Genomic DNA, 26,326 nt, shown 5'->3' with positions numbered 1-26,326 from the left:
GGGGGACGCGCCGGGGGCGGCTCGACTCCCCCGCGGGGGGGCCGACCCCCGCCCGACCACACACCCCCGGGGGCCGGCTCGGGCCCCCCGCTTCTGTGCTCGGCACGGGCGTGCGCCCGGCGTGGCTTCGCACGCCCATGCCGCTTCGTCGTTCGCGCGGTGGCTGACCGGCGGTCAGTCGACGCTCGGCAGGATGTGGGGTTCGGCGAGGTCGTCCTCGTAACCCGCGAGGCGGATCGGGGCGGACCGGGCCCATACGTCAAGGTTGCCGAGCTGTCCGGGCCGACGGCCGGTGCGCTCCTTGCGTTCCTTGGGGCGCTCGTCTCGATTCGTCTTCTCGGGTGTCACCGCGCACTCCTCATGTTGGGCCCCGGTGCTGTTGTCCGTCGGCTCCAGACTAACCAAATGAGCGGGGGTCCGCTCGATAGGGAGTGCAAACAATCTGTAACTATCGCGCGTCAACGCGTGCTCTAACAGCCCTATTTTGCCCTGTTCATCACACGATGCGCCGTTTGGAATCACCCGATCGGCCTATGACTGCGAACGCATGAGCCCTGACGCCGCGCAGTTCAGGCCCCGTTGGCCGAGTCGAAAACTCGCCCTGATCTGCTGGCGCACGGCACCGGCTGTACCGCGGGAGGATCGACGCATGGAGCTGCGCACCGTCCAGGAACTGATGGACCTGCTCTACGCCTGCCGATGCGAGCACGCGCTGCGGACCGCCGCGCTGCTGCGCCGCGGCCGCCCCGCCGACAAGGAGCTGCAGCTCGCGGGACTGGTGCACGCCATCGGGCAGCTGCTGCACTCCGGCGACGAGGCCGGGCAGGCGGACCGCGCGGCCGACGCCGTACGCCCCCTGCTCGGCGAACGCGTCGCCGGCCTCGTACGCCACCCTCACACGACCCACGGCCCGCCGGCCGACGACGATCTCCTGCGCCTGCGCCATGCACGGGAGGAGGCCCGGGCCACTCACTTCGACGCAGGGGTCCTGGAGGACTGGCGCACGGTGCTGGAGATGGTGGCGGCCCGGAGCGCCCACGTGCGGACCGCCGACTGACGGCCCGTCACCGCGGACGGATCAGGTCACCACCTGCCGGGCGCGTAGTCCTTCATGAACACGCCGTACAGGTCGTCGCCCGCCTCGCCGCGCACGATCGGGTCGTAGACGCGAGCCGCGCCGTCGACCAGGTCGAGCGGGGCGTGGAAGCCGGCCTCGGCCATGCGGAGCTTGTCGTAGTGGGGGCGCTCGTCGGTGATCCAGCCGGTGTCGACCGAGGTCATGAGGATGCCGTCGGTGTCGAACATCTCCTGGGCGCTGGTCCGCGTCACCATGTTCATCGCGGCCTTGGCGGCGTTCGTGTTCGGGTGGCCCGCGCCCTTGTAGCCGCGGCCGAAGACGCCCTCCATCGCCGAGACGTTCACGACGTACGCGCGTCCGCTCGACGCCTTCTTGGCTGCCTCGGCCATGGCCGGGCGGAGCTTGCTGATCAGGATGAACGGCGACGTGTAGTTGCACAGCTGGGTCTCGAGGAGCTCCACCGGGGAGATCTGCTCGATGGTCTGCACCCAGGTGTTGGAGTCGACGACGTCGGGGACCAGGCCGCCCGCGTCGATGGCGGTGCCGTCGAGGTGCCGGGCCACGCTGGCGTTGCCCGCGACCAGGGCGAGGTCGGCGACCTTCTGGGCGTCGAGACCGCTGGTGCCCAGGGGCAGCGCGGCCAGACCGTCGACCGCGCCCGAGTTGAAGGCGCCGATGACGTGGTGAGCGGGAAGCTCACCGGCCGGCAGCGGGGCGCTCTCGCCGTCGACCAGCGCGGCGTAGGCGGAGGGCAGCCGGCGCACGGTCTGCGTCGCGTTGTTGATCAGGATGTCGAGCGGGCCCGCCTCGGTCATCTGGTCCGCGAGGGCCACGGCCTGCGCCGGGTCGCGCAGGTCGATGCCGACGACCTCCAGACGGTGCATCCAGTCCGCCGAGTCGTCCATCGCCTTGAAGCGGCGGATGGCGTCCTTCGGGAAGCGCGTGGTGATCGTCGTGTGCGCACCGTCACGCAGCAGTCGCAGTGCGATGTACATGCCGATCTTGGCCCGGCCGCCGGTGAGCAGCGCGCGCTTGCCGGCGAGGTCGGCTCGGACGTCGCGCTTGTCGCGGTTCACGCGGGCACAGTCGGGACAGAGCTGGTGGTAGAAGTAGTCGACTTCCACGTACCGGCTCTTGCAGGTGTAGCAGGAGCGCGGGCGCTGGAGTATGCCCGCGATCCGCCCCGCCTCCGTGATCGACGACGGCAGGATGCCCTCGGTCTCGTCGTCGATGCGCTGCGCGGAGCCGGTCGCGGTGGCCTCGGTGACCGCCTTGTCGTGGGCGGTCTTGGCGGCCCGGCGCTCCTGGCGGCGGCGCTGCTTGACCGTGCGGTAGATGTGCGAGGTGGCCCGGCGCACCTTGATCGCGTCGGGGTGGTCGACGTCGAGCTCGTCGAGCTCCTCCAGTACGGCGAGGCAGACGGCCAGACGCTCGGGATCGATGCCGGGGCCGTGGACCACCTCGTCACGGGGCTCGTACGCCACGTCGCCCGTGGTCGCCAGGCCGTCCTCTGTCACCGTCATCGCGCTGCCGCTTCCCTGATCCCTGCGCAGGGCACCGGTCGCGCCCGCCTTCGAACAGCGAATTTTACGGAGCGCCCGCCTATACCACCAAACCGCTCATAGGAGGCCCCTGGTTTGGGTCGTTCGCCTTCGGGGCGCCAAAGCCGGTGTCGAGGCCGCGATCGTGCTCAGCCCTTCGGGCCTCCGCGCTCCCCCAAGCTCTCGGCTTCGCTCGAGCAGGGAGGTACCCCCATGCCGCCTCGACACCGGCGCGCCCCTGCGGCTCTCTCCCGGCCGACGCGTTGGGATGCGTGGCCTTGGACGGCCCTCACCGACGGTGCGCCCAAAAGGGCGGTGCCCCGTAGGTGATCGATCCAAAAAGGGCGCGCGGCCGGTCACTAGTCACACACGGTCATCAACATCTCCACCTCGTCCGACACAGCCCGAGCCAGCCGGTCAAGGTCCGGTACGGCCCGTCCGTCCGCGACCAGCCCGTAGTGGACACGGCCGCGGTACGTCGAGACCGCGACCGCCAGGGACTGGCCCGGGGCGAGCGGGGCGAAGGGATAGACCTCGGTGAGCGGATGGCCGCCGAGGCGCAGGCCGAGGCCGGGCAGCGGCACGCTGGTGACCAGGATGTCGAACCAGAGCCGGGCGGCCTGGCCGACGAGCGGTCCGCCGAGCCGGTGGCCGAGCGCCGGCACGTGGTCGGCGAGCAGCGCGACGGCACCGGCGCCCCGCGTGGGGCCGGCGTCCTTGTTGCGGTCCATCGCCGTGCGCACCGCGGCGAGGCGGCGGAGCGGGTCGGGATCGTCCACGGGAAGCCGTATCAGGTACCCCGAGAGCCGGTTGCCCTGCGTGTGCGCGGAGCGCGGGCGGCGCCGGGAGACGGGGATCAGGGCGCGCGGGGCGACGCCCTCGCTGCCGTCGCCGCGTTCGTCCAGCCAGCGGCGCAGCGCGCCCGCGACGACCGCGATCAGCACGTCGTTGACGGTGCCGCCGACGGCCTTGCGCACCCGGTGCACGTCGTCGATGTCGAGGACGACACCGGCGGTGCGGCGGGTGCCGCTGGGGGCGGAGGTCAGCGCCGTGGAGGAGCGCACGCCGAGGCTGGAGAGGGCGACGGAGGCGCCGATGTCGAGGGCCTGGCCGACCTCCGACAGGGCGCCCCGCAGCAGGCCGGGCAGCTTGCGCATGTCGGGCAGCGGGCCGCGCGGCGGCTCGACGGCGCGGGGGGCGCGCTCGGGCAGGTCCATCGGGTCCAGGACGCCGGCGGCGAGCTTGAGTGCCCGCAGGCCGTCGGCGAGCGCGTGGTGGAACTTGAACAGCACGGCGAAGGAGACCCCGTCCTCGCCGGGCAGCACATGCGCCTCCCAGGGTGGCCGGCCGCGCTCCAGCGGGCGTTCCATGAGCTGTCCGGCGACGGCCTGGAAGTCGTCGGTCGGGGCGTGCAGCCGTACGTGGTTCATCGGGTCGAAGTCGGGGTCTGGTTCACGGGTCGCGCCGCCGAAGGCCAGCGGGAGCGAGAAGGGGGAGCCGACCGGCTGCCAGACGTCGCGAATGCGCATCCGCAGCCCCGGTACGGCGGCGGCGCGGGCGGCGAGCAGGTCGGCCGCGTGGGCGCCGGCGGTGGGCGAGTGCGCGGAGAAGACACCGAGCGCGCCCAGGTGCATCGGGTGCCGGTCCGATTCGATGTTCCAGAAGGCCAGGTCGAGGGGAGCGAGCAGATCAGAGGTCAAGACTTGCCTCACATCGACGAAGGGGCACGACGAAGGGTGGCAAGCAGTCAACCTCCGACAAGCGATTACGGTCAAGTACGATCAAGTTACGCATAGTTAACTTCAGATGAAGTCTCCCCGCCGAAAGGGGCTCGACGTGCACGTCGTCTGAGGTCACGTCAGGGAGGGGGGCGCCGCCCGGGGCGCGGTTCCCCACTCCGACGGGTGCGGGCCGACCGTGAACGCGAGGGTGCGCAGGGAGCGCAGCGCACCCCCCGTCAGATACGTCCGGCCGTACGTAAGTCCGTCCGCGCGGACGGTCTGCACGTAGCGGTCGGCGGCCGAGGTGCCGGGTGCGGTCACCGTCAGCCCGCCGCTCGGCCAGTATCGGCGGTCGAGAGTGAGCTCGACCCGGTCGAAGACGGGCGTGGACAGTCCCCAGGTGTCGTACCCGGGCTGGACCGGGAAGAGCCCGATCGACGACAGCACGTGCCAGGCGGACATCGTGCCCAGGTCGTCGTTGCCGGTCATGCCGGTCGGCGCGTCCGTGAAGAGGGTCAGCGCCGCGTGCACCACGTCGGTGGTCTTCCAGGGCTGTCCGGTCGACAGGTAGGTGTACGGGGCGATGAGGTCGGGCTCGTTCTGCGGGTTGTAGGTGGCCGAGTTGTAGTAGGCGTACGCGTTGCCGTGCACCCACTCCTCGCGGGCGGTGCGTTCCGGGTCCGCGAGCAGCTTGCCGTAAGCGAAGAACGCGTCCAGCCGGTCGTTCGCCGCCCGCTGACCTCCGATCAGCCGGACCAGGCCCGGCAGGTCCTGCGGCACCAGCCACTGGTACTGCCAGGCGGTGCCCTCGTGGAAACCGACGCTCCGGGCCGGGTCGGCGGGTCCGGTGAAGGCGCCTGAGGCGTCCCGGGCACGGAAGAAGCCGGTCGCCGGGTCGAAGACGGTGCGGTAGTTCCGGGAGCGGGCCGCCCACCGGTCGGCGTCCGCCGTGTGGCCGAGGCTGCGGGCCATCCGCGCGAGCATCGCGTCGGACAGGGCGTACTCCAGGGTCACCGAGCCGCCCTGGTGGTAGTCGGAGTCGCCGAGCTTGGTCCGCGGGCGGTTCTTGATGTACGGCGCGAAGCCGTGCGCGATGTACTCGGCGTTGGCCTCCCGGCCCGTCGTCGGCACGTCGGCCGGGGGCACCTCGTCGGCGTTCCGCTTCAGCAGCCGGTACGCCCGCGCCGCGTAGCCCTCGGGTCCCCCGAGCAGCCCGTGCTGGTAGGCGGTGGTCAGGAACGGGGTGACCGGGTCGCCGGTCATGATGTTCGTCTCGACCGTGCCGTAGCCCCACTTCGGCAGCCAGCCGCCCTCCTCGCCGACCCTGATCACCGAGACGGCCATGTCACGGGCCTCGCGGGGCGCGAGCAGGGCGAGGAGCTGGCACTGGGTGCGGTACGTGTCCCACAGGGACCAGTTCTGGTAGTACGTGAAGCCCTTGGCGCGATGCACGCGCAGGTCCCAGCCGGTGTAGCGGCCGTCGGCGTCGCTGCCGACGTTGGGCGCCAGGAACGACCGGTACAGCGACGAGTAGAACGTACGGCGCCGGGTGGCGTCCCCGCCCCGGACCCGCACCGTGCCGAGGCGCGCCTCCCAGGCGCGGCGGGCCGCCGCGCGCACCGCGTCGAAGGAACGGCCGCCCTCCGCACGGAGGTTGACCTCCGCGCCGTGCGCGTCGACGTACGACAGGGCGGTGGTCGCGGTGACGGTGCGGTCCGTCGTCGTGTCGAAGCGGACGTAGGCGCCGCCATGGCCGGTGCGCGAGCCGGGGGTGACGGCGGCGCCGTCCCAGCTGCCGTACGCGGTGAAGGGCCGGTCGAAGCGGGTGATCGTGTGGACGGTGTAGGGCAGGGTGTCGCGGCAGAAGCCGTGGCCGGTGATCGTGGTGCGGACGGTGTGGTCGTCGAGGATCTCCGCCGTGCTGTCGACCGCTTTGTGCAGCGCCTGGTGCGCGTTGAGCAGGACGTTGGCCTTGTCGGTGGCCGGGAAGGTGTAGCGCTGGACGCCGGTGCGCGCGGTAGCCGTGAGCTCGGTGTCGATCCCGGAGGACAGGCGCACCCGGTAGTAGCCGGGGCTCGCCTGCTCGTCGTCGTGGCGGAATCCGGCCGCGTACTTGGCGTAGTCCGTCTCCGTGACGTCGCCCGTGGTCGGCAGGACCGGCAGGTCGCCGCCGATGCGGCAGCCGACGCCCGACAGGTGGACGAGCGAGAAGCCTCGGACACGGCGCTGCGCGTAGTCGTAGCCGGTGTTGTGCCCGGTGTCCGGCGACAACTGCACCATCCCGAAGGGCACGGCCGCGCCGGGAAAGATGTTGCCCTCGTGCGCGGTTCCGATGAACGGGTTGACCAGGTCGGTGAGCCGGCCGGCGCTCGGTGCGGCGGCCCGTGCGGGGGTGGGCGCGCCGAGCAGCGCGGACGCCGCCATCGCCCCGGCCAGGCACAGCCGCGGCAGCCGGGTCCCTCTCATGTCGGATGACCTCCGGAGCTCGACATCGTTGCCTGCATCCTGAGGTCCGGAGGGCGGGAAGCCGGGGATCCCGCGACGTTCGGCCGGTACGCGTCGCGGCGCGGGACCGGTGCCGCCTATGCGCCAAGAGGGCCCTGAGGCGCCATGAGGGGCCCTGAAGCGCCCGAGACAGAGCCCCTAGGGAACCAGCTGTCCCTTCCCCAGGGCGATCACCCCGCCCGTGGAAACGGTGTACAGCTCGGCGTCCCGCTCCGGGTTGACCCCGATCGTCGCCCCGGGCGGCACCTGGACGTTCTTGTCGAGCACGGCCCCGCGCACCACCGCACCCCGGCCGACGTGGACGTTGTCGTGCAGCACCGACCCCTGGACGACGGCCCCCGGGTCCACCACCACGCCGGGCGACAGAACGGACCGCGTGACCTGGCCGCGGATCAGGCAACCCGCGCTGATTATGGACCCGCTCGCGATGCCGCCGGCGTTGAAGCGGGCGGGCGAGAGCTGGCCGGAGTGGGTGTAGATGGGCCAGGTGCGGTTGAAGAGGTTGAAGGCCGGGCGCTCGGCGATCAGGTCCATGTGGGCGTCGTAGTAGGCGTCGAGGGTGCCGACGTCCCTCCAGTAGCCCCGGTCGCCGGTGGTCTCGCCGGGGACGTGGTTGTCGCTGAAGTCGTACAGCTGCGCCTCGCCGCGGCCGGTGAGCTGGGGCAGGATCGAGCCGCCCATGTCGTGCACGGACTGCGCGTCCTCGGCGTCCCGCCCGAGCGCCTCGATCAGGGCCTTGGTGGTGAAGATGTAGTTGCCCATGGAGGCGAAGACGGACTCCGGGTCGTCCGGCAGGCCGGGCGGGTCAGCGGGCTTCTCCAGGAACCGCTCGACGGTCTGCCCGTCGGAGCCGGGGGTGATCACACCGAACGAGGAGGACTCGGTGCGCGGTACGCGGATGCCCGCGACGGTCACGCCCGCACCGCCGTCGATGTGCTGCTCCAGCATCTGGCGCGGGTCCATTCGGTAGACGTGGTCGGCCCCGAACACCGCGACGTAGTCGGGCTGTTCGTCATGGACGAGGTTGAGCGACTGGAGGATCGCGTCGGCGCTGCCCAGGTACCAGCGCGGGCCGAGGCGCTGCTGCGCCGGGACCGGGGTGACGTAGTTGCCGAGCAGGCTGGACATCCGCCAGGTGGTGGTGATGTGCCGGTCCAGCGAGTGCGACTTGTACTGGGTCAGCACGCACACGCGCAGTATGTCGGCGTTGACGAGGTTGGAGAGCACGAAGTCGACGAGGCGGTACGTGCCGCCGAAGGTGACCGCGGGTTTGGCGCGGTCCGTGGTCAGGGGCATCAGCCGCTTGCCCTCGCCGCCCGCCAGTACGATCCCGAGAACTGAAGGTCCTCCACGACGCATGGCCGCTCCCCTCACCCTGGTTGAGCGTTGACTGAGCCCTCGTCGGGCGATCGAGCCCTCGCCGGGCCCGCTATTCCTGTTTGAGGATCTCCTCGTACAGCCGCACCGTCCGCCGGGCCACGGCGTCCCACCCGAACTCGCCCACCGCGCGCTCCCGTCCGGCCTCTCCCATCCGCCGGGCGGTCTCCGGATCGCCGAGGAGCGAGTCCAGTGCGCGGGTGAGGCCCGCCGCGAGGTCCACCCCGTCCACGTCGGCCGCGTCCACGGGCACGAGGAGCCCCGTCTCGCCGTCCTCGACGACCTCGGGAATGCCGCCGACCGCCGAGGCCACGACGGGCGTGCCGCAGGCCATCGCCTCCAGATTGACGATGCCGAGCGGCTCGTAGACCGAGGGACAGACGAACACGGCCGCGTGGGTGAGGAGTTGGATCACATCCGTGCGCGGCATCATGCGCGGGATCCAGTGCACGCCGTCGCGGACCGCGCTCAACTCGCGGAACTGCTCGCGGAACTCGCGGTCGATCTCCGGGGTGTCGGGCGCGCCCGCACACAGCACGACCTGTGCCGCCGGGTCGATGTCCCGTACCGCGCGCAGCAGATGGGGCACGCCCTTCTGCCGGGTGATGCGGCCGACGAACAGGACGTAGGGGCGAGCCGGGTCCACGCCGATCCGGGCGAGGACGTCGGTGCCGTGGTCCGGCCGGTAGAGGGTGGTGTCGATGCCGTTGTGCACGACATGGACCCGGGCCGGGTCCAGGGCCGGATAGCAGCCGAGGACGTCCTCGCGCATGGCCCCCGACACGGCGATCACCGCGTCGGCGCCCTCGATCGCGGTACGTTCGGACCAGCCGGACAGGGCGTATCCGCCGCCGAGTTGCTCGGCCTTCCAGGGCCGCAGCGGCTCCAGGGAGTGGGCGGTCGTCACGTGCGGGATGCCGTACAGGAGCTTGGCGAGGTGGCCGGCGAGGCCCGCGTACCAGGTGTGGGAGTGGACGAGTTCGCGACTCCTGAGGGCGGCGGTCATGGAGAGGTCCACGGAGAAGGTGCGCAGCGCGTCGTTGGCGGTGTCGAGCGCGGACCACGGGCGGTGGCGTACGACCCCGAAGCCGCGGCCCTCGCCCCAGCAGTGCACCTCCAGGTCGACGAGGGACGCCAACTCCCTGGCCAGGAACTCGACATGGACCCCCGCGCCGCCGTACACGTCCGGGGGGTACTCCCGGCTCAGCAGTCCCACTCGCACCGCAACCCCCTGGTTTCAGCCGCAGGTTCCTTTCATGGTCACCCAGATGAGGCGCGCGGGGAAGAGTGCGGTGCCCGTGCGAAGCAGCAGTCGCCGCAGATGCCGCCGCCGGGGACGCGGTAGTAGAGGCAGCAGCTGCGGCGCCGGAAGGCGGTGCCGGTGAGGGTGCCGGTGGTGCGCAGGAGGGGGTGGGCGAACAGCTCGGCGGTGAGCGCACGGGCCCGATGCGCCACGTCGGTACGCCCGTTGGCGCGTGCCCAGCGGTCCAGTTCGCGGGCGGCGCCGGCGAGCGCGGAGCCCGCGTTGCCCCGGAGCAGACCGGCGGCGATACCGTAGCGGGCCCTCAGGGCCACCCCCAGGGGTTCGAGGTGTCCCTCCAGCACGGTGGCCGCGAGCGCGTCCGCGTACCCGGGCAGCGGGCGCACCTCGGTCAGCCACAGGTCGTCGGGCGCGGCGGCGCCGGCGTCCCAGCGCAGCGCGGCCGGGTTCAGATCCGGGACACGGCCGTACAGCGCGGCGCAGCCGAGGGCCGCGGACCAGAGGCGGGCCGCAAGCCCCTGCTGTGTGATCGACGCCGAAACCCGCAGCTCAGGAGTGCGAAGACGGTGCGCGACCGTATCGACACGGAAAATTATGGAATCGCCGTAAACATCCGACCTTACGGCTCCGTACGTCTCGGCGAGCGTCGGCAGCGATCCCGCCGGGGCGCCCTCCGCACCTCCTGTCGTGCGTAGGACGAAGAAGCCGCCGAGCGGGCGGAGCGCTGCGAGATCGGGGTCGAGGTCCACGAACAGGATTAGTACCAGCAGTCACAGGAGCGGCGAAGGCCCGGTCGGCGCGGGAGTCCACCCGGCGCGCCCACCCTGGGAAGGACGGGGCTCGGGGGATACTCCACCGGCAGTATGAGCCATGGCCTGCTCAGGTACGACGACGGAAAGAGCCCCGGCGGGCAGAGTATGGGCCATGAAAGCCGACCGTATGCCGCGCCGGGTCCGGGGGTCCCGCCTGACGCGGAGGAGCTACGCATGAGTGCCCTCGCGTTGTCCGTGCTGCTGTCGCTCGTCTCCGCCGTCGCGTACGCCGGCGGGGCGATCGTGCAGGAGCAGGTCGCGGTGTCCTCTCCCGACGAGCGGTTCGCCCCGCTGCGCCGGCCGCTCTGGTGGGCGGCCGTCGCGCTGACCGGCATCGGCGGACTGCTGCACGTGGTGGCTCTGGCCTGCGGTCCGCTCAGTCTGGTGCAGCCGCTCGGCGCCCTGACCATCGTGTTCGCGCTGCCCATGGCGGCCCTGTTCGTCGGCCGCAGGGCCGGGGCCACCGCGTGGCGCGGCGCGCTCATGGCGACCGTGGGCCTCGCCGGGCTGCTGTCCCTGGTCGGCCCGTCCGACGGCCAGCCGCTCACCGGCGCCCAGCGCGTCGGCACGGCACTGGTGACCGGCGGGGCGGTACTGACACTGATGATCGCCGGCCGGGCCACCCACCGGCACCCGGCGGTACGCAGCATGCTGCTCGCCACCGCGGCCGGCATGGCGTTCGGCATGTCGTCGGTGTTCACCAAGACCGTCACCGTCGACTGGACCCGCGGGATTTCGGCGGCCGACCTGCCCTCCCTGGCCGCGATCGGCGTGTTCGCCGCGTCCGGCGTGCTGCTGGCCCAGGCCGCCTACCGCGGCGGCGGCCTCGCCGCGCCGCTCGCCACGCTGACGGTGGTGAACCCGGTCCTGGCGGCCGCGATCGGCATCACCATGTTCGGCGAGACCTTCCGCTACGGCAGCACGGGCACCGCACTGGCCCTGACCTCCGGCGTGGTGGCGGCGGGCGGACTGATCCTGCTGACGACGGAGCGCCTCGCGCACACCCCGAACCCGGCGACGCCGACCGAGTCGGCCAAGTCGACTGCGCCTGCCGAACCGGCCGAACCGGTTCCCGGGCCGCGCATCACAAAGAAGCGGGACAGGCCCCTGGAGGAACGAGACAGGCCGCTGGAGGAGAAGGAGCCGGAGCAGCTCCGCAAACGGCGCGTACGCCCCACCGCGCGTTCGGGGCCGGCGCGACCGGCACCGCCCACGCGTCACATCCTGACGCCGCCGGCCCGGAGATAGGCGACCGGGTCGACGTCCGCGCCGAATCCGGGCCCGGTCCGCACCTCGAAGTGCAGATGCGGGCCCGTGGCGTTCCCGGTGGACCCCGAGCGGCCGATGCGCCGGCCACCGGAGACCGCCTGCCCTTCCCGCACCGAGATGGCCGACAGATGGGCGTACTGGGTGTAGCGGCCGTCGGCGTGCCGGATCACCACCTGGTAGCCGAAGGAACCACCCCACCCGGCGGCGACCACCTGTCCCGCCGCGACCGCGTGGACGGAGGTGCCGGTGGGGACGGGGAAGTCGACGCCGGTGTGGTAGCCCAGGGACCAGTGCGCGCCCGCCGCGTGGTACGGCGTACCCATGGCGGCGTTCACGGGAGCGATCAGGGAGTGGGTGGTGGTTCTAGCAGTGGCCGTGGAGTGAGTGGTCCGGGTGGGGTGAGCGGTCGGAGCGGGCTTGGCGGACTTCGTCGACTTGGCGGACCAGGTGGACTTCGCGGGCTCCGCGTCGGCCGTGGTGCGCAGGCTCAGCCGCTGCCCCGGCAGGATGAGGTCGGGGTCGGAGCCGATCGCCGTACGGTTGGCCGAGTACAGCCGTCGCCAACCGCCCTGTACGTGCCGCTCCTCGGCGATGGCGGAGAGCGTGTCGCCGTGCACCACCGTGTACATCTCCGCCCTGCCCGCCCGGGACTGGGGCGTGGTCTGCGGCTGCACATCCCGTACCGTCCGCACATCCCGTACGCGCACGTCCGCGTCCCCTGCATGACCAGCCCGAGTCAGGCCCGCCCGCGCCGAGCACGCCGGCCAGGCGCCGGGTCCCTGCCCGTCGAGCACCTTCTCCGCCACCGCTATCTGCTGCCCCCTGGTGGCCAGGTCGGCGCGCGGTGCGTACGCCGTGCCGCCGTAGGCCGCCCAGGTGGACCGGGTGAACTGGAGGCCACCGTAGTACCCGTTGCCGGTGTTGACGCTCCAGTCGCCGCTCGACTCGCACGCGGCGACCTTGTTCCAGGTGGCCGCGTCGGCCGCGTGTGCGGCCCCGGCGCCGATGAGCGGGATCGCGATGCCGGCGCCGCCCACGGTGACGGTGAGCGAGGCACGGTTGATCCTGTTCGGCTGGTACCGGCGGTGCCGGCCGCGTACGGCCATCTCGAAAGCCCCCTCCGCATGCGCCAGGAGGGGCAAAAGTAAGCGCCGGGAACAGGCCATGACAAGACGGGAATCGGCCGCCTGGTCACGCCAAGTGGCCATGAATCGCCCCGCGTTGGCCGGATCGGCCGGGCCGCTGAGGCGCGCGGCACCTTCCGCGCGTACTCACGCGTGGCGGGTCCGATGTGCGTGGACGGCACCGGGCACGTCAGGATGGGCAGGTCGCCGTATGAGCACGCCAGCTCGCCATATGAGCACGTCAGGGCGACAGAAGGGCGATACTTACCCAACAACTGACGTGTACGACCAGCACGACCGGCACGTTTTACAGAATATGCAGTGCCCGATATTTGAGGAGTAGGCGGTATGAGCAGTTCTGCGCAGATCGGTGTCACGGGTCTCGCGGTCATGGGCCGCAACCTCGCCCGTAACTTCGCGCGCAACGGCTACGCGGTCGCGGTGCACAACCGGACGGCGTCACGGATGCACGACCTGGTGAAGGAGTTCGGGCACGAGGGCGACTTCGTCCCGGCCGAGACCGCCCAGGAGTTCGTCGAGTCGCTGGAGCGGCCGCGCCGCCTGGTCATCATGGTCAAGGCCGGCGAGCCCACCGACGCGGTCATCCAGGAGTTCGCCCCGCTGCTGGAGCCGGGCGACATGATCATCGACGGTGGCAACGCGCACTTCGCCGACACCCGGCGCCGCGAGCGTGAGCTGCGCGAGCAGGGCATCCACTTCGTCGGCACGGGCATCTCCGGCGGCGAGGAGGGCGCGCTGCACGGGCCGAGCATCATGCCGGGCGGTTCGGTGGAGTCGTACGACTCGCTGGGCCCGATGCTGGAGAAGATCTCCGCGAAGGCGAAGGACGGCGCGCCCTGCGTGACCCACGTCGGTCCCGACGGCGCCGGGCACTTCGTGAAGATGGTCCACAACGGCATCGAGTACGCCGACATGCAGCTGATCGGCGAGGCGTACCAGCTGCTGCGCGACGTCGCCGGCTACACCCCCGCCGAGATCGCGGAGATCTTCCGCAAGTGGAACCGGGGCCGTCTCGACTCCTACCTGATCGAGATCACGGCCGAGGTGCTGTCCCACGTGGACGCGGAGACGGGCAAGCCGTTCGTGGACGTGGTCGTGGACCAGGCCGAGCAGAAGGGCACCGGCCGCTGGACCGTCCAGATCGCCCTCGACCTCGGCGTCCCGGTGTCGGGCATCGCGGAGGCGGTCTTCGCCCGCTCCCTGTCCGGCCACGCGGCGCTGCGCGAGGCCTCGCGCGGCCTGGCCGGCCCCAAGCCGACGCCGATGAGCAAGGAGGAGGCGGCCGCCTTCGCCGACAAGGTGGAGCAGGCGCTCTACGCCTCCAAGATCGTCTCCTACACGCAGGGCTTCCACGAGATCGCCGCGGGCAGCGAGGAGTACGGCTGGGACATCGACCTCGGCGCCATCGCCTCCATCTGGCGCGGCGGCTGCATCATCCGCGCGGCCTTCCTGGACCGCATCCGCGAGGCCTACGACGCCCGGGCCGACCTGCCGAGCCTGCTGTCGGACGCGACGTTCGCCCAGGAGATCGCGGACGCGCAGGACGACTGGCGCGAGGTCCTCGTCGCCGCCACCCGCCAGGGCGTCGCGACCCCCGGCTTCGCCGCGGCCCTCGCCTACTACGACGCCCTGCGCGCCGACCGCCTGCCCGCGGCCCTCACCCAGGGCCAGCGCGACTTCTTCGGTGCGCACACCTACCGGCGCGTCGACCAGGACGGCTCGTTCCACACGCTGTGGGGCGGCGACCGGTCCGAGGTGCGGGCCTGACCGTCGGCTGACAGCCGTCAGCGGCCGGAAGTGACCGCGGCCGGTGGGCGACATGACGTCGCCCACCGGCCGCGGTGCTGGTTGCGGCGCCGCCGGACGACGCGTGTTCACGCAGGTCTACACGGGGGTCCACACGCGTTCATTCGGCTCGCGTGAGGGGAGGGCCCGGCTCAGGGTTCGGGACCGGTTCCGGGCCCGGCGGGATCGGGGGCGGCTCGGGGGGCGGAACCGGGTGGGGTGGGGGTTCCGGGGGTGAGGGCACGGGGGGATGCGGGGCCGGAGACGGCTCGGGCGGCGGGACCGGGTTCGGCGGCGGGGTCGGGCCGGGAGCGGGGGGCGGCTCCGGGGCCGGTACGGGATTGGGCGGCGGAGTCGGTTCCGGGGCCGGAGGCGGCTCGGGGGCCGGGACCGGGTGAGGATGCGGCTCCGGGTGCGAGGGGTCCGGGCCCGGCGGCGGTCCGGGTGGGAGGGGGTCGGGGTGCGCGTGCGTCATGATGTCCTCCGGCCAGTCGCTCGACGTCGCCTCTGGACACTCCCCCGCCTACCCGGCCGCTGTGTCACTCACCCGTCGCGGCCAGCCCGTGCCTACGGCGCCCCGTCGCCGTAGCGCTCAAAACGGAGTGCCGTAGCGCTCAGAACCGCCCGGGGTGCGTCACCAGCCACTCCTTGGCGGCGCGCAGCAGTCCGGGGTCGGCCGCCGGGGCCTCGGCCGGGTGGCGTTCGGCCCACCTGACCACGTACGGGCACAGCGGGGCCACGGGGACACCCTCGCGTTCGGCGATGGCGTACAGCTCGCGGGCCAGGGAGCCCGCGATGCCCTTCCCCTCGTGGGCCGGCTCCACGATCGTGTGGACGGGGACCAGGGCGCGCGCGGGCGAGTCGAGGACGAAGTACTCGATGCGGCCGACGACCTCACCGTCGGCGACGGCCTCCAGGCGGCCGGCCGCCCGATCGTCGCGGAGCTCGATGTTCCCTCTGTTCTCGACGTCACCCATGGACACGCACGCTCCTGGTCATCCGCTCGTCTGTCGGTCAGGCCCGTCAGGCCGTCACGGCCTGCGGGCTGCGCTCCTGATCCGAGCCCGGCACCGGCTCCGACGGGTCGGCGCCGAGGGCCACGATCCGGTTGTCGCCGTCGACGTGCACGACCCGCGGCTGAAGCGCCCGCGCCTCGGCGTCGGTCACCTGAGCGTAGCTGATGATGATCACCAGATCACCGGGGTGGACGAGATGGGCGGCCGCGCCGTTGATCCCGACGACGCCCGAACCGCGCTCACCCTCGATGACGTACGTCTCAAGACGCGCGCCGTTGGTGATGTCGACGATGTGCACGAGCTCGCCGGGCAGCAGATCGGCCGCGTCGAGCAGATCGGCGTCGATGGTCACCGATCCCACGTAGTGCAGGTCGGCCTGGGTGACGGTGGCTCGGTGGATCTTGGACTTGAACAGAGTACGCAGCACTTTGGACTCCTGGAAGACGGCTCCCTGCCAGCTTTTTGCAGGTCAAGGGCGTCGTTCACTGTACACCGGCATACCTTCGGCTCGAAGACCTTCCAGAACATCGTGCACCGTGGCGAGCAGGTTCCTCACCTGCGCGATCTGCGCGAAACAAGCTGCCGCGAAGCCGTCGACCAGGAGCATGTACGGAAGACTCTCCCGGTCCAATGCTGATTGGATGCTGACTTACCTGATGAGCCATCAGGTAAGTCGAGAGATCCAGAGCAAGTTGCTAACTGGGGTCAGCGGCGGTGAGGTAGAGGACCAGGGCCGCGACCCGCTCCTCCACCACACGACCGAGCGCTTCCGCTTTATTTCCCCTCTTCGCCATACCCAAGGCGCATGAAAAAGTCTCGGATGACGACGGTTACAGGCGCCCGTTCGGCCAGGACTTCCAGCACATGGGGGCGGATCACGACGACACAACCGGTCCTCCGCGGCCAGGCGAGGTGGTAAGAGCGCCTCTCGCACTCGGTGCAGCAACAGGTAACAAGCCACTTTATCTGGGCATTTCGGCGCGGCCGAGAGCAAACACCTGATCATGCGCCACCGCCACCGCCACCGCCACCGCCAGCTTGCGACCGAGACGGCTCCGGCCGGTGACTGCGAGCGTCACACACTCCTGACACGTCGGCGCCACAGGGTGGGTGTGAAAACGCGCGCAGCCCGGACACGCCGAGCTCGCCGAGGGGCGCATCACGTGCCCCCACAGACTCGGTCCGGCCGCTGCCGGCCTGGTCGCCGATGTCGGCGACCCTCATCTACGGGGAGCGGGACGCCATCCTGATCGATGCCCCGCACCTGGAGGAGCAGTCCCGGCAGGTGGCCGAGTGGGTGCTGGCCTCGGGCAAGAACCTGGTCGCCATGTACGCCACCCATGGCCACGGCGACCACTGGTTCGGTTTCTCCGAGGTCGCCAAGCACTTTCCCGACGCGCGGATGATCGCCACTGAGGGCACCGTGGCCCTGGCGGAGTTCACCGCCGGACAGCGAATGGCGTTCTGGAACAGCCAGTTTCCCGGCCAGATCGTCAAGGACATCGTGCTGCCCGAGGTGATCGACGACTACACGTTCCTCCTGGAGGGCGAGGAGGTCCGGTTCGTCGAGGCCGGCGACAGCGACGGACCGGACACCACGTTCGTGCACGTTCCGTCCATCGGCCTCGTCGTCGCGGGCGACATCGTCTACAACGGCGTCCATCCTTACCTCGCCGGCGGAGAGAGGGCCCGACCGCTGCCCGAGCGGCGCGCGGACTGGATCGCCGCCATCGACAAGATCGCCGCGGTCCACCCTCGCGCGGCGTCGCCTGCATGGCGTCGAGCGCTTCGTCATCACCCGTGGCGGCGAGTACTTGTTCTTGCCGAGTTTCAGCGCGTTGCGTTGGCTGGCCAACCTTGGTGGCTGAGCCCGCCGTTGAAACGGTACGGAGCGCGCAGCCACCAGTCCCGCTCGGCACGCGCCACGTACAGGCCCAATGTCAGGTGAACCGAGCGTTGCTGACGTCGATGGAGACCATGGTCTGTTCGAGGATCGGGCGGTTGTCCGCATCGCTTCGGTAGGCCCGGCGTTTGGTGGGCAGGCGGATCCCGTCCGCTTCCACGGTGTCGTAGACGTACTGTGCCGCGGCGAACCCCCCTGCGATGTCGACGTGATAGTCGTGCCGACGCAGGAGATGGTCGGGGCCGAAGTAAAAGTCCTGTTGAGTGCTGTGGCTGGCGATGTGGGGCGGGAAGGTGGCCCGCAATCCCCGCCAGAGTTCGTCCCCTTCCCGCCATGGTTCGATCTCGGTGATGGCGAAGCCGGGCATCGACAGCAGGAAGGGCGTGGTGAGATACGTCCACAGCGCGTATCCGTTGAAGTAGGCGCGGTCCAGCGGGTCCCACGGGGTAGCGAGGTCGTGCCCGGTGAACGACTTTCGCGGTTCGTTGCGTTCGGCCACGACGCGGCCGTCGACCTTTTCGATGCTGACTCGGTCGGCCGTGAAGTCGGTCTTCTGGTCGGGGGCGCCGAACGGCATCACGGAGGCGTGCTGCTCGTGCAGCCAGACGGTCATCTCCCGGGGGGTGGGGTCCTGCGGCATCCCCTTGATGACGAACATGTCGCCACCGCTGACGATGGTGGCACGAACCGTGGTGAGTGCGTTCCAGCGATCGAGGCCACCGTGGGCATCGATGACCTCCGCGAGCAACGTGTTCATGTCGGTCTCCTGCTCGGTCGTACCAGGCGGCGGTGGCCGAAGGGCCACTGATCGGGCGGCCCGGCTCCGGCGACGCAGCCGCAGCCAGGCGGGCCGCGGTGACCTCACAGCCGGCGGCTCTGTCATCGTTCACGGGTTCACCGGCGTCACGCACCTGGGCGCTGATCCCCCGGGACGCTGTAAGTCCGGCCGGGACCAGCGTGGGCGGTGGGCATCCGCCGGTCAGCCCCGCGTGCTCGGCGCCTGCGCGCGGGGTCGGTGCGGTCCGCCGGTGGAGGTCGTAGGAGGTTTTCTCGCAGCACCCTTCGTGCAGACCCGCAGCTGGGTGCCGGTCTACGGCGGCGCAGCCCCTGACCGCCGGGCAAGCTGGAAGGCGGAGGTGGTTGCCGTGGCCGGTGAGACGCCCCTGATGATCGTGGATGGCAAAGGCGTGGTCGTGCAGTGGAGCCACCAAGCGGAGGAGTTGTGGGGGCGCCCGGCGGGCGAGGTGGTCGGGCGGCCGGCCACCGACCTGGTCGGCTCTGTCCCCGCGCCAGGCGGTGACGCTGCGGAGCGCTGCAGGCATGACGCCCTGCGTGATGTTGCAGCGCGAGCCGCCCACCGTGGCCTGCGCCTGCAACCGGTGCCCCACGAAGACGGTTCGGTGACGTGGAGGATCTTCCTGCCCCCTGCGAGCGGGATGGTGCCCGGCATGGAGACCGCGGTGCTCAAAGCACTGTCCGCCCACACGGCGGGGGCTCTGTTCGTGGTGGACGAGGAGTTGCATGTCGTGTCGGCCAACGCCGCCGCGCAGGCCCTGTCCCGCTTGAGCGCACGGCAGATCCAAGGACGCCCCCTGGCCGATGCGTGGCCCCTTTCATCCCCCGGCGAACTGGAGCAGATCCTGCGCCGGGCCATGGCGGACGGTACGCCGACAACGGACCACGTCATGGGGACGGCCCCGAAGAACGAGCCCCAGCACACGCACACCGTCTCGGTGCTGCCCCTGCACGACGCACCGGGGGCGGTGGTCGTGGCACACGACGTGACCGGTCAGGAGAAGGCGCACCGTGCGATCCAGGCCCTGTATGCCGTCCGGAAGCGGGTGGGACAAACCCTGGATGTGGTGGCCACCTGCCAGGGGTTGGTCGACGCGCTGGTCCCCGGGTTCGCCGACATCGCCGTGGTGGAAGTGGTGGAGCCTGTGGTGCGGGGAGAGGAACCACCGCTGAGCCCTCTGGGGCGGGATGTGCCGCTGCGCCGGGCCGCCTTCGGGAACAGTGGCGGTGATCAGCAGGCCCGGGCGCATCCGGTGGGAGACGTCCGCGCGCTGCCGTTCCCGACCCCTTATGCACAGGCCCTGGCCGACCTCAAGCCCCGCACGGTCGCCCTGGGCCCCGACACGCCCTGGCTGGCGGCCGATCCGGCGCGGGCCGAAGCGATTCGCGCATCCGGCGCACGTGCCCTGCTCGTCGCGCCACTGACGCTGCGCGGAAAGGTGCTCGGATTGGTGAGTCTCTATCGCGACCAGCGATCCGACGGTTTCGACGAGAAAGAACTCGCCCTCGCCCTGGAACTGGCCACGCACACCGCCCTGGGCATCGACAACGCCCGCCGCTACACCCGCGAGCACACCATCGCCGCGGCACTACAGCGCCATCTGCTACCCCCGGCACCTCCCTCGCAGACCGCGATCGAGACCGCCGGCCTGTATGTGGCCGACGACCGGGGGGCGGGTGGCTGGTCCAACGCCTGCGCCCTGCCCGGCGCCCGAACGGCCCTGGTGGTCGGGGAAGTCGCCGGCCACGGCATCCACACCGTCGTCACCATGGGGCAACTGCGGACCGCTATGCAGTCGCTCTCCGCACTGGACCTGGGACCCGACGAGCTCCTCGCCCGGCTCGACGACGCCACGGCACGTCTCGCGCGGGAGCGGAGGGCGCTGCCACCCGGCGATCCCCTGCGCGGGCAGCCTCTCAGCGCGACGTGCCTGTGCGTGCTCTACGACCCGTTCACTCATACGTGCACCATCGCCTCGGCCGGACACCCCCCGCCCGTCGTCGCCGGCCCCGCCTCCGGCACCCGAGTCGTCGAGCTGGCCGCCGGTGGTGCCCTCGGCGGCGGAGGCTGGCCCCCGTACGCCACCACCACCGTCACCCTGGCCGACGGAGACGTCCTCGCCCTCTACACGACCTCGCTCCTGTCCGCCGTATGGGGCCAGGACGGCACAAGCGACCCGCAGCCGCTCCGGCGCATGCTCGCCGACGCCGACCGGCCCCTCCAGGACCTGTGCGACGACGTCCTGTACCGGCTGCGCGCCGACGCCCTGCCCGGCGACGCCATCCTGCTTCTCGCCCGCACCCACCCCTTCCCCGCCGACCACGTAGCCACCTGGCCGCTGGACGAAGAGCCCACCGCCCCGGCCCTCGCGCGGCGGCACGTCCGGCACCAACTCGCGGCCTGGGGCGTGGACCAGGACACTGCTTACGACACGCAGGAAATCGTCAGCGAGCTGGTCACCAACGCCCTGCGGTACGGCGCCCCACCCGTACGACTGCGCCTCATCAATGACCGCACCCTCACCTGCGAGGTCCAGGACTGCGGCACCTCTGCCCCGCGGCTGCGCCACGCACGGTCGGTCGACGAAGGCGGCCGCGGCCTGTTCATCTGCGCCCAGCTCGCACACAACTGGGGCATCCGCTACACCGACGACGCGAAAACGGTTTGGACCGAGCAAGCTCTCCCCCCACCTGGCCCATAGGCCCCTGCGACGAGGAGTCGTGTACGAGGGCGCCCAGGCTCGCCCGCGCCTGCCTCCGGGCCGGGGAGCCTTGGTGTGGGTGGCGGCGCCTGTGAGTCTTCGGCGACACCGGCCGCGATCAGCGCAGAAGGACGCCGAAGACCATGCGGAAGAAGGCGTCGAAGGGAGCGGAGGTCTTGTCGGCCCGGGCCGCGATCAACGTGCCCTCCCAGGCGCTGAGGATGAACAGCGCGGCGTCCTCGACGTCGAGAGCGGCGTCCAGCTCACCTGCTTCCTGGGCTTCGGTGAGCACCCGCCGGATGCGCGCGGCCCACCGCTGGAAGCCGCCCTGGACGGCGGAGCGGATCTCCTCGGAGTGGTCCGCCACCTCCGCGCCCAGGTTGCCCGCCAGACATCCACGGGCGAAGCCGCTGGCGACCGTGTCCGCGCCCAGGAACTCGAAGTGCGCCCGAAGCCGCTCCAGCGCAGAGCGTCCGGGCGTGTCGAGCAGGTCGAACCGCAACCCGGCGGCGTAGCGGCTCAGCGCCTCAAGGGCGCTCTCCTCCTTGCTGGCGAAGTGGTTGTAGAACGAGCCCTTGGGAGCCCCGGCCGCCGACGTGATGTCGCTGATGCCGGTGGCATGGAAGCCCCGCGTGCGGAACTGCTCCAGGGCCGCCTGCGCGATCTCCTCGCGCTTGGACGCGCGTGCCATCCTCACCACCACCTCTCGGTCAATATGTCCGGTCGCCTTGCCACAGGTCAAACCCAGATCACCGGGGAAACGGCGCCCGCCCCGACGCCACATGGCCCACGGCTCGACCCTCGGACCTGCTTGACTAAGTTTAAAGTGACCGGTCATATTGAAGCGACCGGTCATATTGGATCGGTCCCCGCCCCGCCCCCAGCCCCCGGCCCTCCCCGTGTCGGCAGAGGCAGCACCGAGGAGAAGCGTCATGTCCGCGTACCGAGCCTTCGAGGCCACCGGTGTCCACCAGCTCCGGCTCGTCGAGCGTGAGCTGGTCGACCCGGAGCCCGGGCACGTCCGGCTCAGGGTGGAGGCGTGCGGTGTCTGCCACTCCGACGTGCTGGCCGTGGAGGGACTGCGCCCCGACCCGTCACGCCCCGTCGTCCCCGGCCACGAGATCGTCGGCGTGATCGATGCCGTGGGCGCTGGCGTCACCGCCTGGCGGCCCGGCGACCGCGTCGGCGTCGGCTTCCTGAACGGGCACTGCTGGCAGTGCGAACCGTGCCGCCGCGGCGACTTCGTCAACTGCCTCGACCAGGAACAGACCGGCACCACCATCGACGGCGGATATGCGGAGGTGACCTACGCCCGCGCGAGCGGACTGGTGCGCATCCCCGACGGCATGCCCGCCGTCGAGGCGGCCCCGCTGCTGTGCGCCGGACTTACCACGCTCACCGCGCTCCAGCAGGTCCCCACCCGCGCGGGCGCCCTGGTCGCCGTGCAGGGGATCGGCGGGCTGGGGCACCTGGCCCTGCAGTACGCACGCAGCCTCGGACACCGTGTGGCCGCCATCGCCCGCGGCCAGGAGAAGGAGCAACTCGCCAGGCAGCTGGGTGCCCACGAGTACATCGACAGCACCCTCACCGACCCCGGCACGGCGCTGGCCGACCTGGGCGGCGCGTCGGTCATCGTCGCCACGGCATCCAGCGGTACGTCCATGAACCCCCTGGTCCGCGGACTGGCTCCGGGCGGGACGCTGGTGGTCGTCGGTGCCGCCCCCGACCCGCTGACGGTCGCCACGGCCGACCTGATCTTCGGCACCCGCCGCATCGTCGGCAGCCTGACCGGGTCGTCGATCCAGAACGAGGACAACCTCGCCTTCAGCCTCGCCCACGGCATCCGCCCCGCCACCGAGCCCATGCCCTTCACCCACGCCATGGACGCCTACGAGCGGATGCTCTCGGGCAAGGCCCGCTTCCGCGTCGTCCTCGACATGGACGCCTGACCACGCCACGACCCACGCCTCCGGGCAGGCGAGTCCCGGCCCGCGCCCTGGCAATCCCCTTGAGGTTCCCCCATGTCCGACATGCTCGACACGACAGAGCACACCAGCACGGCGCCGCGCGGCAGCGGGCCTGCGCGTCCAGCCGCCGAGATCGTCTCCGACGTCGACGGCCCCCACGCCACCCGCGCCGCACGGATCAGGCTGCTGTCCGTCTCCCTCGGCACCGCCGGCCTCGGCGGAGCCTGGCAGGCGGCGGTGACCACCTTTCCGCCCGCTCTGGAGGTCAGCGACGCTTTGTTCATCGTCAGCGGACTGATCTGGCTGGTGTTGCTGGCCCAGTACCTGCGCCATGGCGGGATCCGATGGCACAACCTGCGCCACGACCTGCGTCATCCCGGCGATGGCTTCACCCTCGGGTACGTCCCCATCATCGGCATGCTGATCACAGGACACTTCTCCCGGTTCGAGCTCACCGGGGCACGCTGGGTCTACGCGGTGTTCCTTATCCTGGCCGCCTTCATCGCCGCACGCCTGCTCGCCCACTGGCTCACCGGCACCCTGAGCACCACCGCTCTCCACCCGGGCTATCTGCTGCCCGTCTCCTCGGCACCCTTCGTCGCCAGCGCCATCGCCTCCAGCCTCAGACTGCCTGGTGTCGCCGACGCCGCCTTCGCGGTGGGGCTGCTGTACTGGCTCGCCTTCGGCACCGTCATCCTCGGCAGCCTCGTCACCGGTGGCCCCCTGCCCGGGCCCGCCCGCCCGGCCCTCACCGTCCTGACCATCCCACCGGCGACCGGCGGAATCGCCTGGACCGCCGCCCACAAGGGCGTCTTCGACGCCGTCGGCTACGGCTTCGCCGGGACCCTGCTCTTCACGGTCCTCCTCGTCGCCTTCCTCCTCCCCGAGCTGCGCCAGCCCGCGTTCCATCCCGGCCTGTGGATCTTCAGCTTCCCAGTGGCGGCATCCACCAACTTCACCATCCGCTGGATCCACGCGTCCGCACCTCCCGGAGGGCCGGCCCTCACCGGCATCCTCCTTACCGGTGCGACCTCGGCGCTGGGCCTGCTGGCCACGGCCACCCTGTGCCACCGGGCCCGGCGAGCACCTGCCGGATGACCTCCGCTCCGGCGGCCGAGAGACGAACGCCAGAGGCATCACCGCGTTCATCGAGCGCCGACCGGCACGGTTCACCGGAAGGTGACAGCCCGCAGCCCCGGTCTGCGGCCTGTGCCCTGCCCCACCGAAACGTCTCCAAGGAGCCCTCATGCCCACGCTCGACCGCCACGACGCCGTCTTCGTTCTCGACCTCGGCGACGGGGAGAACCGCTTCCACCCCGACTGGATCGCCTCGGTCCACACAGCCCTCGACGAGGTGGAGAAGTCCGAAGGCCCCCGCGCCCTGGTGACCGCCGCGACCGGGAAGTTCTACTCCAACGGCCTCGACCTCGAATGGCTCGCCGCGCACAGCGACGACCGTCCGGACTACGTCAACTCCGTCCACGGTCTGTTCGCAAGGTTCCTGTCCCTCCCGCTGATCACCGTAGCCGCCCTGCAGGGACACACGTTCGCCGCCGGAGCGATGCTCTCCCTGGCCCACGACTTCCGCCTCATGCGCGCCGACCGGGGCTTCTGGTGCCTGCCCGAAGCAGACATCAACATCCCCTTCACTCCCGGCATGTCCACCCTCATCCAGTCCCGGCTGACCCCGCAAGCCGCCCAGCACGCCATGGTCTCCGCCCGCCGTTTCGGCGGCCAGGAAGCCGCCGCCGCCGGAATCGTCGACCAGGCCATGGACGAGGGCGCCCTGCGCACCGCCGCCCTCGAACTCGCCCAGGCCCACGCGAACAAGGCCGGCGACAGCCTCGGAACCATCAAGACACGCATGTACGGCCCTGTCCTCGCCACGCTCCGCGACACGACCAACCCACTGGGCTGACGCCATGCCAGGGCGGTCGCCGGACCGGGCGAGGCTGTTTTTGCTGGTCAGGGCGGCCGCCAAGTACAGCCACGCCACCCGCAGCGGCCCGATCCGGCGGCGTGGTGGCCGCAGCAGTGCGAGCTGAGCCCTCTCGGCCACCGACCGTGCCCGCTTCAGCTCACGGCTGCGCCGCTCACGCACGTGACAGACGAAGACGACCAAGGCGGACAACAGGGCCAAGCCAGCGATCTGCGAGAGGTGGTGAGGTGTGGTCAGTCCGCCCTGGAACACGGCGATGAACACCTGGGCAGCCACAGCCAGTGCCCCGCCGACGAGGGCGGTCAGTCGCGGTCCGGCCAGGGACGCGGTCAGGGGCCGGCGCGATCACCGGCAAGGGACCCAGGTGGACGTCTGGCGGGGAATGGATGTCCACCACGGTGATCACGACGATCAGCGCAAGGGGGATTGCCACCAGCCTACGGCCCAGTTGCTGCTCTGGGATGCGGTCCACCTTCGTTGATCGCGGCTGCGGCGACCAGGCCGTCCCTCCGGAGACTTCGTACACCGCACGACGAGGACGCGAGTTCAGAGGCTGAAGAGGCTGGGGTTCTCACGGACGTACTCGGCCACCCCCGATGGAGGCCGCCCGGTGACCTGCTCGACCCCGTCCGCCTTGCGGTCGTATCGATCCTCCGCGTGAAGGCGGGCCATGGTGGAGATGTGCTGGAAGGCATGCTCCGGTAGTCCCAGCGGTCTGAGATCGTCGTCGATCCATTCCTGCAGTGGGACGTCGGTGTAACTGACTGGTCGTCCCAGAGTTGCGGAAACTTCTTCCGCCATGGCGGCGACGTCCTGCGAGCAAGGGCCGGTCAGCTCATAGGTTCGGCCGATGTGCGGGGCCGGATCGGCCAAGATCTCCTGCACGACCGCGGCGACGTCCCTGGCCGCCACAGGGGAGGTTTTCGCCCGGCCGAATGGCAGTCTGATGCTTCCGTTCTTCGCGATCGAGGCGAAGCCCACGCGGAACAGCGGGTTTTCCATGAACACGGTGGGCCTGATCCGGACGACGGGCAGGCCGGACCAGCCGAGGACCTGCTCCACCAGCCAGTGCTGCCGCTGCTGCACAGACTCGGAGGTGCTGGTGAGGTCCATCTCGGAGACAGTGAGCTGCGACATGTTCGCGAACACTTCCAGACGGCCGTACTCGCGTGCGACGGCCGCTGCCGTCACGGCAGCCTCCAGATACTGCGCCGACACGCCCACGCCGAAATACATACGTCCACAACCGGCCAGGGCGTTGGCGACGTCCCCCGTGCGCGTCAGGTCTCCGACGACGACCTCGCAGCCCGTCGCGCGCAGCGCCTCCGCTCGCTCGTCCTCGCGACGCACCATGGCCCGGACGGGCAGGCCCCGTTGCCGAAGCCCTTCGACCACGGATCGACCGACGGCACCGATGCTGCCCGCCGCGCCCGTCACCAGTATGGGCAGCACACTGACTTCCGGGACGCGGTCCATGGCAGCAGCCTGCGGTGCGCACTGCCAGAGCGCA

General features: G+C 71.0%; 22 protein-coding genes. 8 read left to right on the top strand and 14 right to left on the bottom strand.

What is annotated here, in order from left to right; genetic code table 11:
• Positions 1-174: 174 nt before the first annotated feature.
• The gene (locus ABZ910_RS14065) at positions 175-348 is read right to left on the bottom strand and encodes a hypothetical protein (RefSeq protein ID WP_361363372.1); all 174 of its coding nucleotides are present in this window, start codon (positions 346-348) and stop codon (positions 175-177) included.
• A gap of 301 nt (positions 349-649) precedes the next feature.
• On the opposite strand from ABZ910_RS14065, the gene ABZ910_RS14060 reads away from it, so the two are divergent.
• A complete protein-coding gene (locus ABZ910_RS14060; protein WP_361363370.1) occupies positions 650-1,057 on the top strand; it encodes a hypothetical protein in 408 nt (135 codons plus the stop codon).
• A gap of 26 nt (positions 1,058-1,083) precedes the next feature.
• On the opposite strand, the gene ABZ910_RS14055 is transcribed toward ABZ910_RS14060, so the two are convergent.
• From ABZ910_RS14055 to ABZ910_RS14030, 6 genes are all read right to left on the bottom strand, one after another.
• Entirely contained in the window at positions 1,084-2,601 is a 1,518-nt protein-coding gene (locus tag ABZ910_RS14055; protein WP_361363368.1) for an SDR family NAD(P)-dependent oxidoreductase, read from the bottom strand.
• 377 nt (positions 2,602-2,978) lie between these two features.
• Entirely contained in the window at positions 2,979-4,319 is a 1,341-nt protein-coding gene (locus ABZ910_RS14050) for a wax ester/triacylglycerol synthase family O-acyltransferase (protein WP_361363365.1), read from the bottom strand.
• A 153-nt stretch (positions 4,320-4,472) separates the two neighbouring features.
• The gene (locus ABZ910_RS14045) at positions 4,473-6,806 is read right to left on the bottom strand and encodes a GH92 family glycosyl hydrolase (protein WP_361363362.1); all 2,334 of its coding nucleotides are present in this window, start codon (positions 6,804-6,806) and stop codon (positions 4,473-4,475) included.
• Positions 6,807-6,983: 177 nt separating this feature from the next.
• Positions 6,984-8,204 (bottom strand): glucose-1-phosphate adenylyltransferase, encoded by a 1,221-nt coding sequence (gene glgC / locus ABZ910_RS14040; RefSeq protein ID WP_361363360.1) that lies wholly within the window; start codon positions 8,202-8,204, stop codon positions 6,984-6,986.
• A 70-nt stretch (positions 8,205-8,274) separates the two neighbouring features.
• Positions 8,275-9,444, bottom strand: coding sequence for a glycogen synthase (glgA, locus tag ABZ910_RS14035; protein ID WP_361363357.1), 1,170 nt, complete (start codon positions 9,442-9,444; stop codon positions 8,275-8,277).
• Between the two features lie 38 nt (positions 9,445-9,482).
• Positions 9,483-10,232, bottom strand: coding sequence for a (2Fe-2S)-binding protein (locus ABZ910_RS14030; RefSeq protein WP_361363354.1), 750 nt, complete (start codon positions 10,230-10,232; stop codon positions 9,483-9,485).
• Positions 10,233-10,469: 237 nt separating this feature from the next.
• Between ABZ910_RS14030 and ABZ910_RS14025 the strand changes: the two genes are divergently transcribed.
• A complete protein-coding gene (locus ABZ910_RS14025) occupies positions 10,470-11,543 on the top strand; it encodes a DMT family transporter (protein WP_361363351.1) in 1,074 nt (357 codons plus the stop codon).
• On the opposite strand, the gene ABZ910_RS14020 is transcribed toward ABZ910_RS14025, so the two are convergent.
• Positions 11,513-12,670: a transglycosylase family protein gene (locus tag ABZ910_RS14020; protein ID WP_361363349.1), complete on the bottom strand. Its 1,158-nt coding sequence runs from the start codon at positions 12,668-12,670 to the stop codon at positions 11,513-11,515. The genes ABZ910_RS14025 and ABZ910_RS14020 overlap by 31 nt on opposite strands.
• 366 nt (positions 12,671-13,036) lie before the next feature.
• On the opposite strand from ABZ910_RS14020, the gene gndA reads away from it, so the two are divergent.
• Complete coding sequence (gene gndA, locus ABZ910_RS14015) at positions 13,037-14,476, top strand: NADP-dependent phosphogluconate dehydrogenase (RefSeq protein WP_361363348.1); 1,440 nt, start codon at positions 13,037-13,039, stop codon at positions 14,474-14,476.
• A gap of 632 nt (positions 14,477-15,108) precedes the next feature.
• Here the strand turns inward: gndA and ABZ910_RS14010 are convergent.
• Genes ABZ910_RS14010 through ABZ910_RS14000 form a run of 3 tightly spaced genes read right to left on the bottom strand, consistent with a single transcriptional unit; the run spans position 15,109 to position 16,117 of the window.
• Positions 15,109-15,471 (bottom strand): GNAT family N-acetyltransferase, encoded by a 363-nt coding sequence (locus ABZ910_RS14010; protein ID WP_361363347.1) that lies wholly within the window; start codon positions 15,469-15,471, stop codon positions 15,109-15,111.
• A 46-nt stretch (positions 15,472-15,517) separates the two neighbouring features.
• A complete protein-coding gene (gene panD, locus ABZ910_RS14005; protein ID WP_361363344.1) occupies positions 15,518-15,937 on the bottom strand; it encodes an aspartate 1-decarboxylase in 420 nt (139 codons plus the stop codon).
• A gap of 42 nt (positions 15,938-15,979) precedes the next feature.
• Positions 15,980-16,117: a hypothetical protein gene (locus tag ABZ910_RS14000; protein WP_361363342.1), complete on the bottom strand. Its 138-nt coding sequence runs from the start codon at positions 16,115-16,117 to the stop codon at positions 15,980-15,982.
• Positions 16,118-16,717: 600 nt separating this feature from the next.
• Between ABZ910_RS14000 and ABZ910_RS13995 the strand changes: the two genes are divergently transcribed.
• Complete coding sequence (locus ABZ910_RS13995; protein WP_361363339.1) at positions 16,718-17,458, top strand: MBL fold metallo-hydrolase; 741 nt, start codon at positions 16,718-16,720, stop codon at positions 17,456-17,458.
• On the opposite strand, the gene ABZ910_RS13990 is transcribed toward ABZ910_RS13995, so the two are convergent.
• Positions 17,451-18,170 carry a hypothetical protein gene (locus tag ABZ910_RS13990; RefSeq protein WP_361363336.1) on the bottom strand — a complete coding sequence of 240 codons (720 nt, stop codon included), beginning with the start codon at positions 18,168-18,170 and terminating at the stop codon, positions 17,451-17,453. The two genes, ABZ910_RS13995 and ABZ910_RS13990, sit on opposite strands and share 8 nt — an antisense overlap.
• A 691-nt stretch (positions 18,171-18,861) precedes the next feature.
• Between ABZ910_RS13990 and ABZ910_RS13985 the strand changes: the two genes are divergently transcribed.
• Positions 18,862-20,910: a SpoIIE family protein phosphatase gene (locus tag ABZ910_RS13985; RefSeq protein WP_361363333.1), complete on the top strand. Its 2,049-nt coding sequence runs from the start codon at positions 18,862-18,864 to the stop codon at positions 20,908-20,910.
• Positions 20,911-21,028: 118 nt separating this feature from the next.
• On the opposite strand, the gene ABZ910_RS13980 is transcribed toward ABZ910_RS13985, so the two are convergent.
• A complete protein-coding gene (locus ABZ910_RS13980; protein ID WP_361363331.1) occupies positions 21,029-21,601 on the bottom strand; it encodes a TetR family transcriptional regulator C-terminal domain-containing protein in 573 nt (190 codons plus the stop codon).
• 241 nt (positions 21,602-21,842) lie between these two features.
• Between ABZ910_RS13980 and ABZ910_RS13975 the strand changes: the two genes are divergently transcribed.
• The 3 genes from ABZ910_RS13975 to ABZ910_RS13965 all read left to right on the top strand — a co-directional run bounded on the left by ABZ910_RS13975 (position 21,843) and on the right by ABZ910_RS13965 (position 24,795).
• The gene (locus ABZ910_RS13975; protein WP_361363328.1) at positions 21,843-22,859 is read left to right on the top strand and encodes an alcohol dehydrogenase catalytic domain-containing protein; all 1,017 of its coding nucleotides are present in this window, start codon (positions 21,843-21,845) and stop codon (positions 22,857-22,859) included.
• A 72-nt stretch (positions 22,860-22,931) separates the two neighbouring features.
• On the top strand, positions 22,932-23,975 hold the full coding sequence (locus ABZ910_RS13970) for a hypothetical protein (protein ID WP_361363325.1): 1,044 nt from the start codon (positions 22,932-22,934) through the stop codon (positions 23,973-23,975).
• A 148-nt stretch (positions 23,976-24,123) separates the two neighbouring features.
• The gene (locus tag ABZ910_RS13965) at positions 24,124-24,795 is read left to right on the top strand and encodes an enoyl-CoA hydratase-related protein (RefSeq protein ID WP_361363323.1); all 672 of its coding nucleotides are present in this window, start codon (positions 24,124-24,126) and stop codon (positions 24,793-24,795) included.
• A gap of 567 nt (positions 24,796-25,362) precedes the next feature.
• Here the strand turns inward: ABZ910_RS13965 and ABZ910_RS13960 are convergent.
• Entirely contained in the window at positions 25,363-26,292 is a 930-nt protein-coding gene (locus ABZ910_RS13960) for an NAD(P)H-binding protein (protein WP_361363320.1), read from the bottom strand.
• Positions 26,293-26,326 lie beyond the last annotated feature (34 nt).

It is taken from the genome of Streptomyces sp. NPDC046805, from assembly GCF_040645355.1.
Lineage (GTDB): Bacteria > Actinomycetota > Actinomycetes > Streptomycetales > Streptomycetaceae > Streptomyces.
The sequence above is the reverse complement of the archived record's forward strand: the minus strand, read 5'-3'. Positions and strand labels throughout refer to the sequence as shown.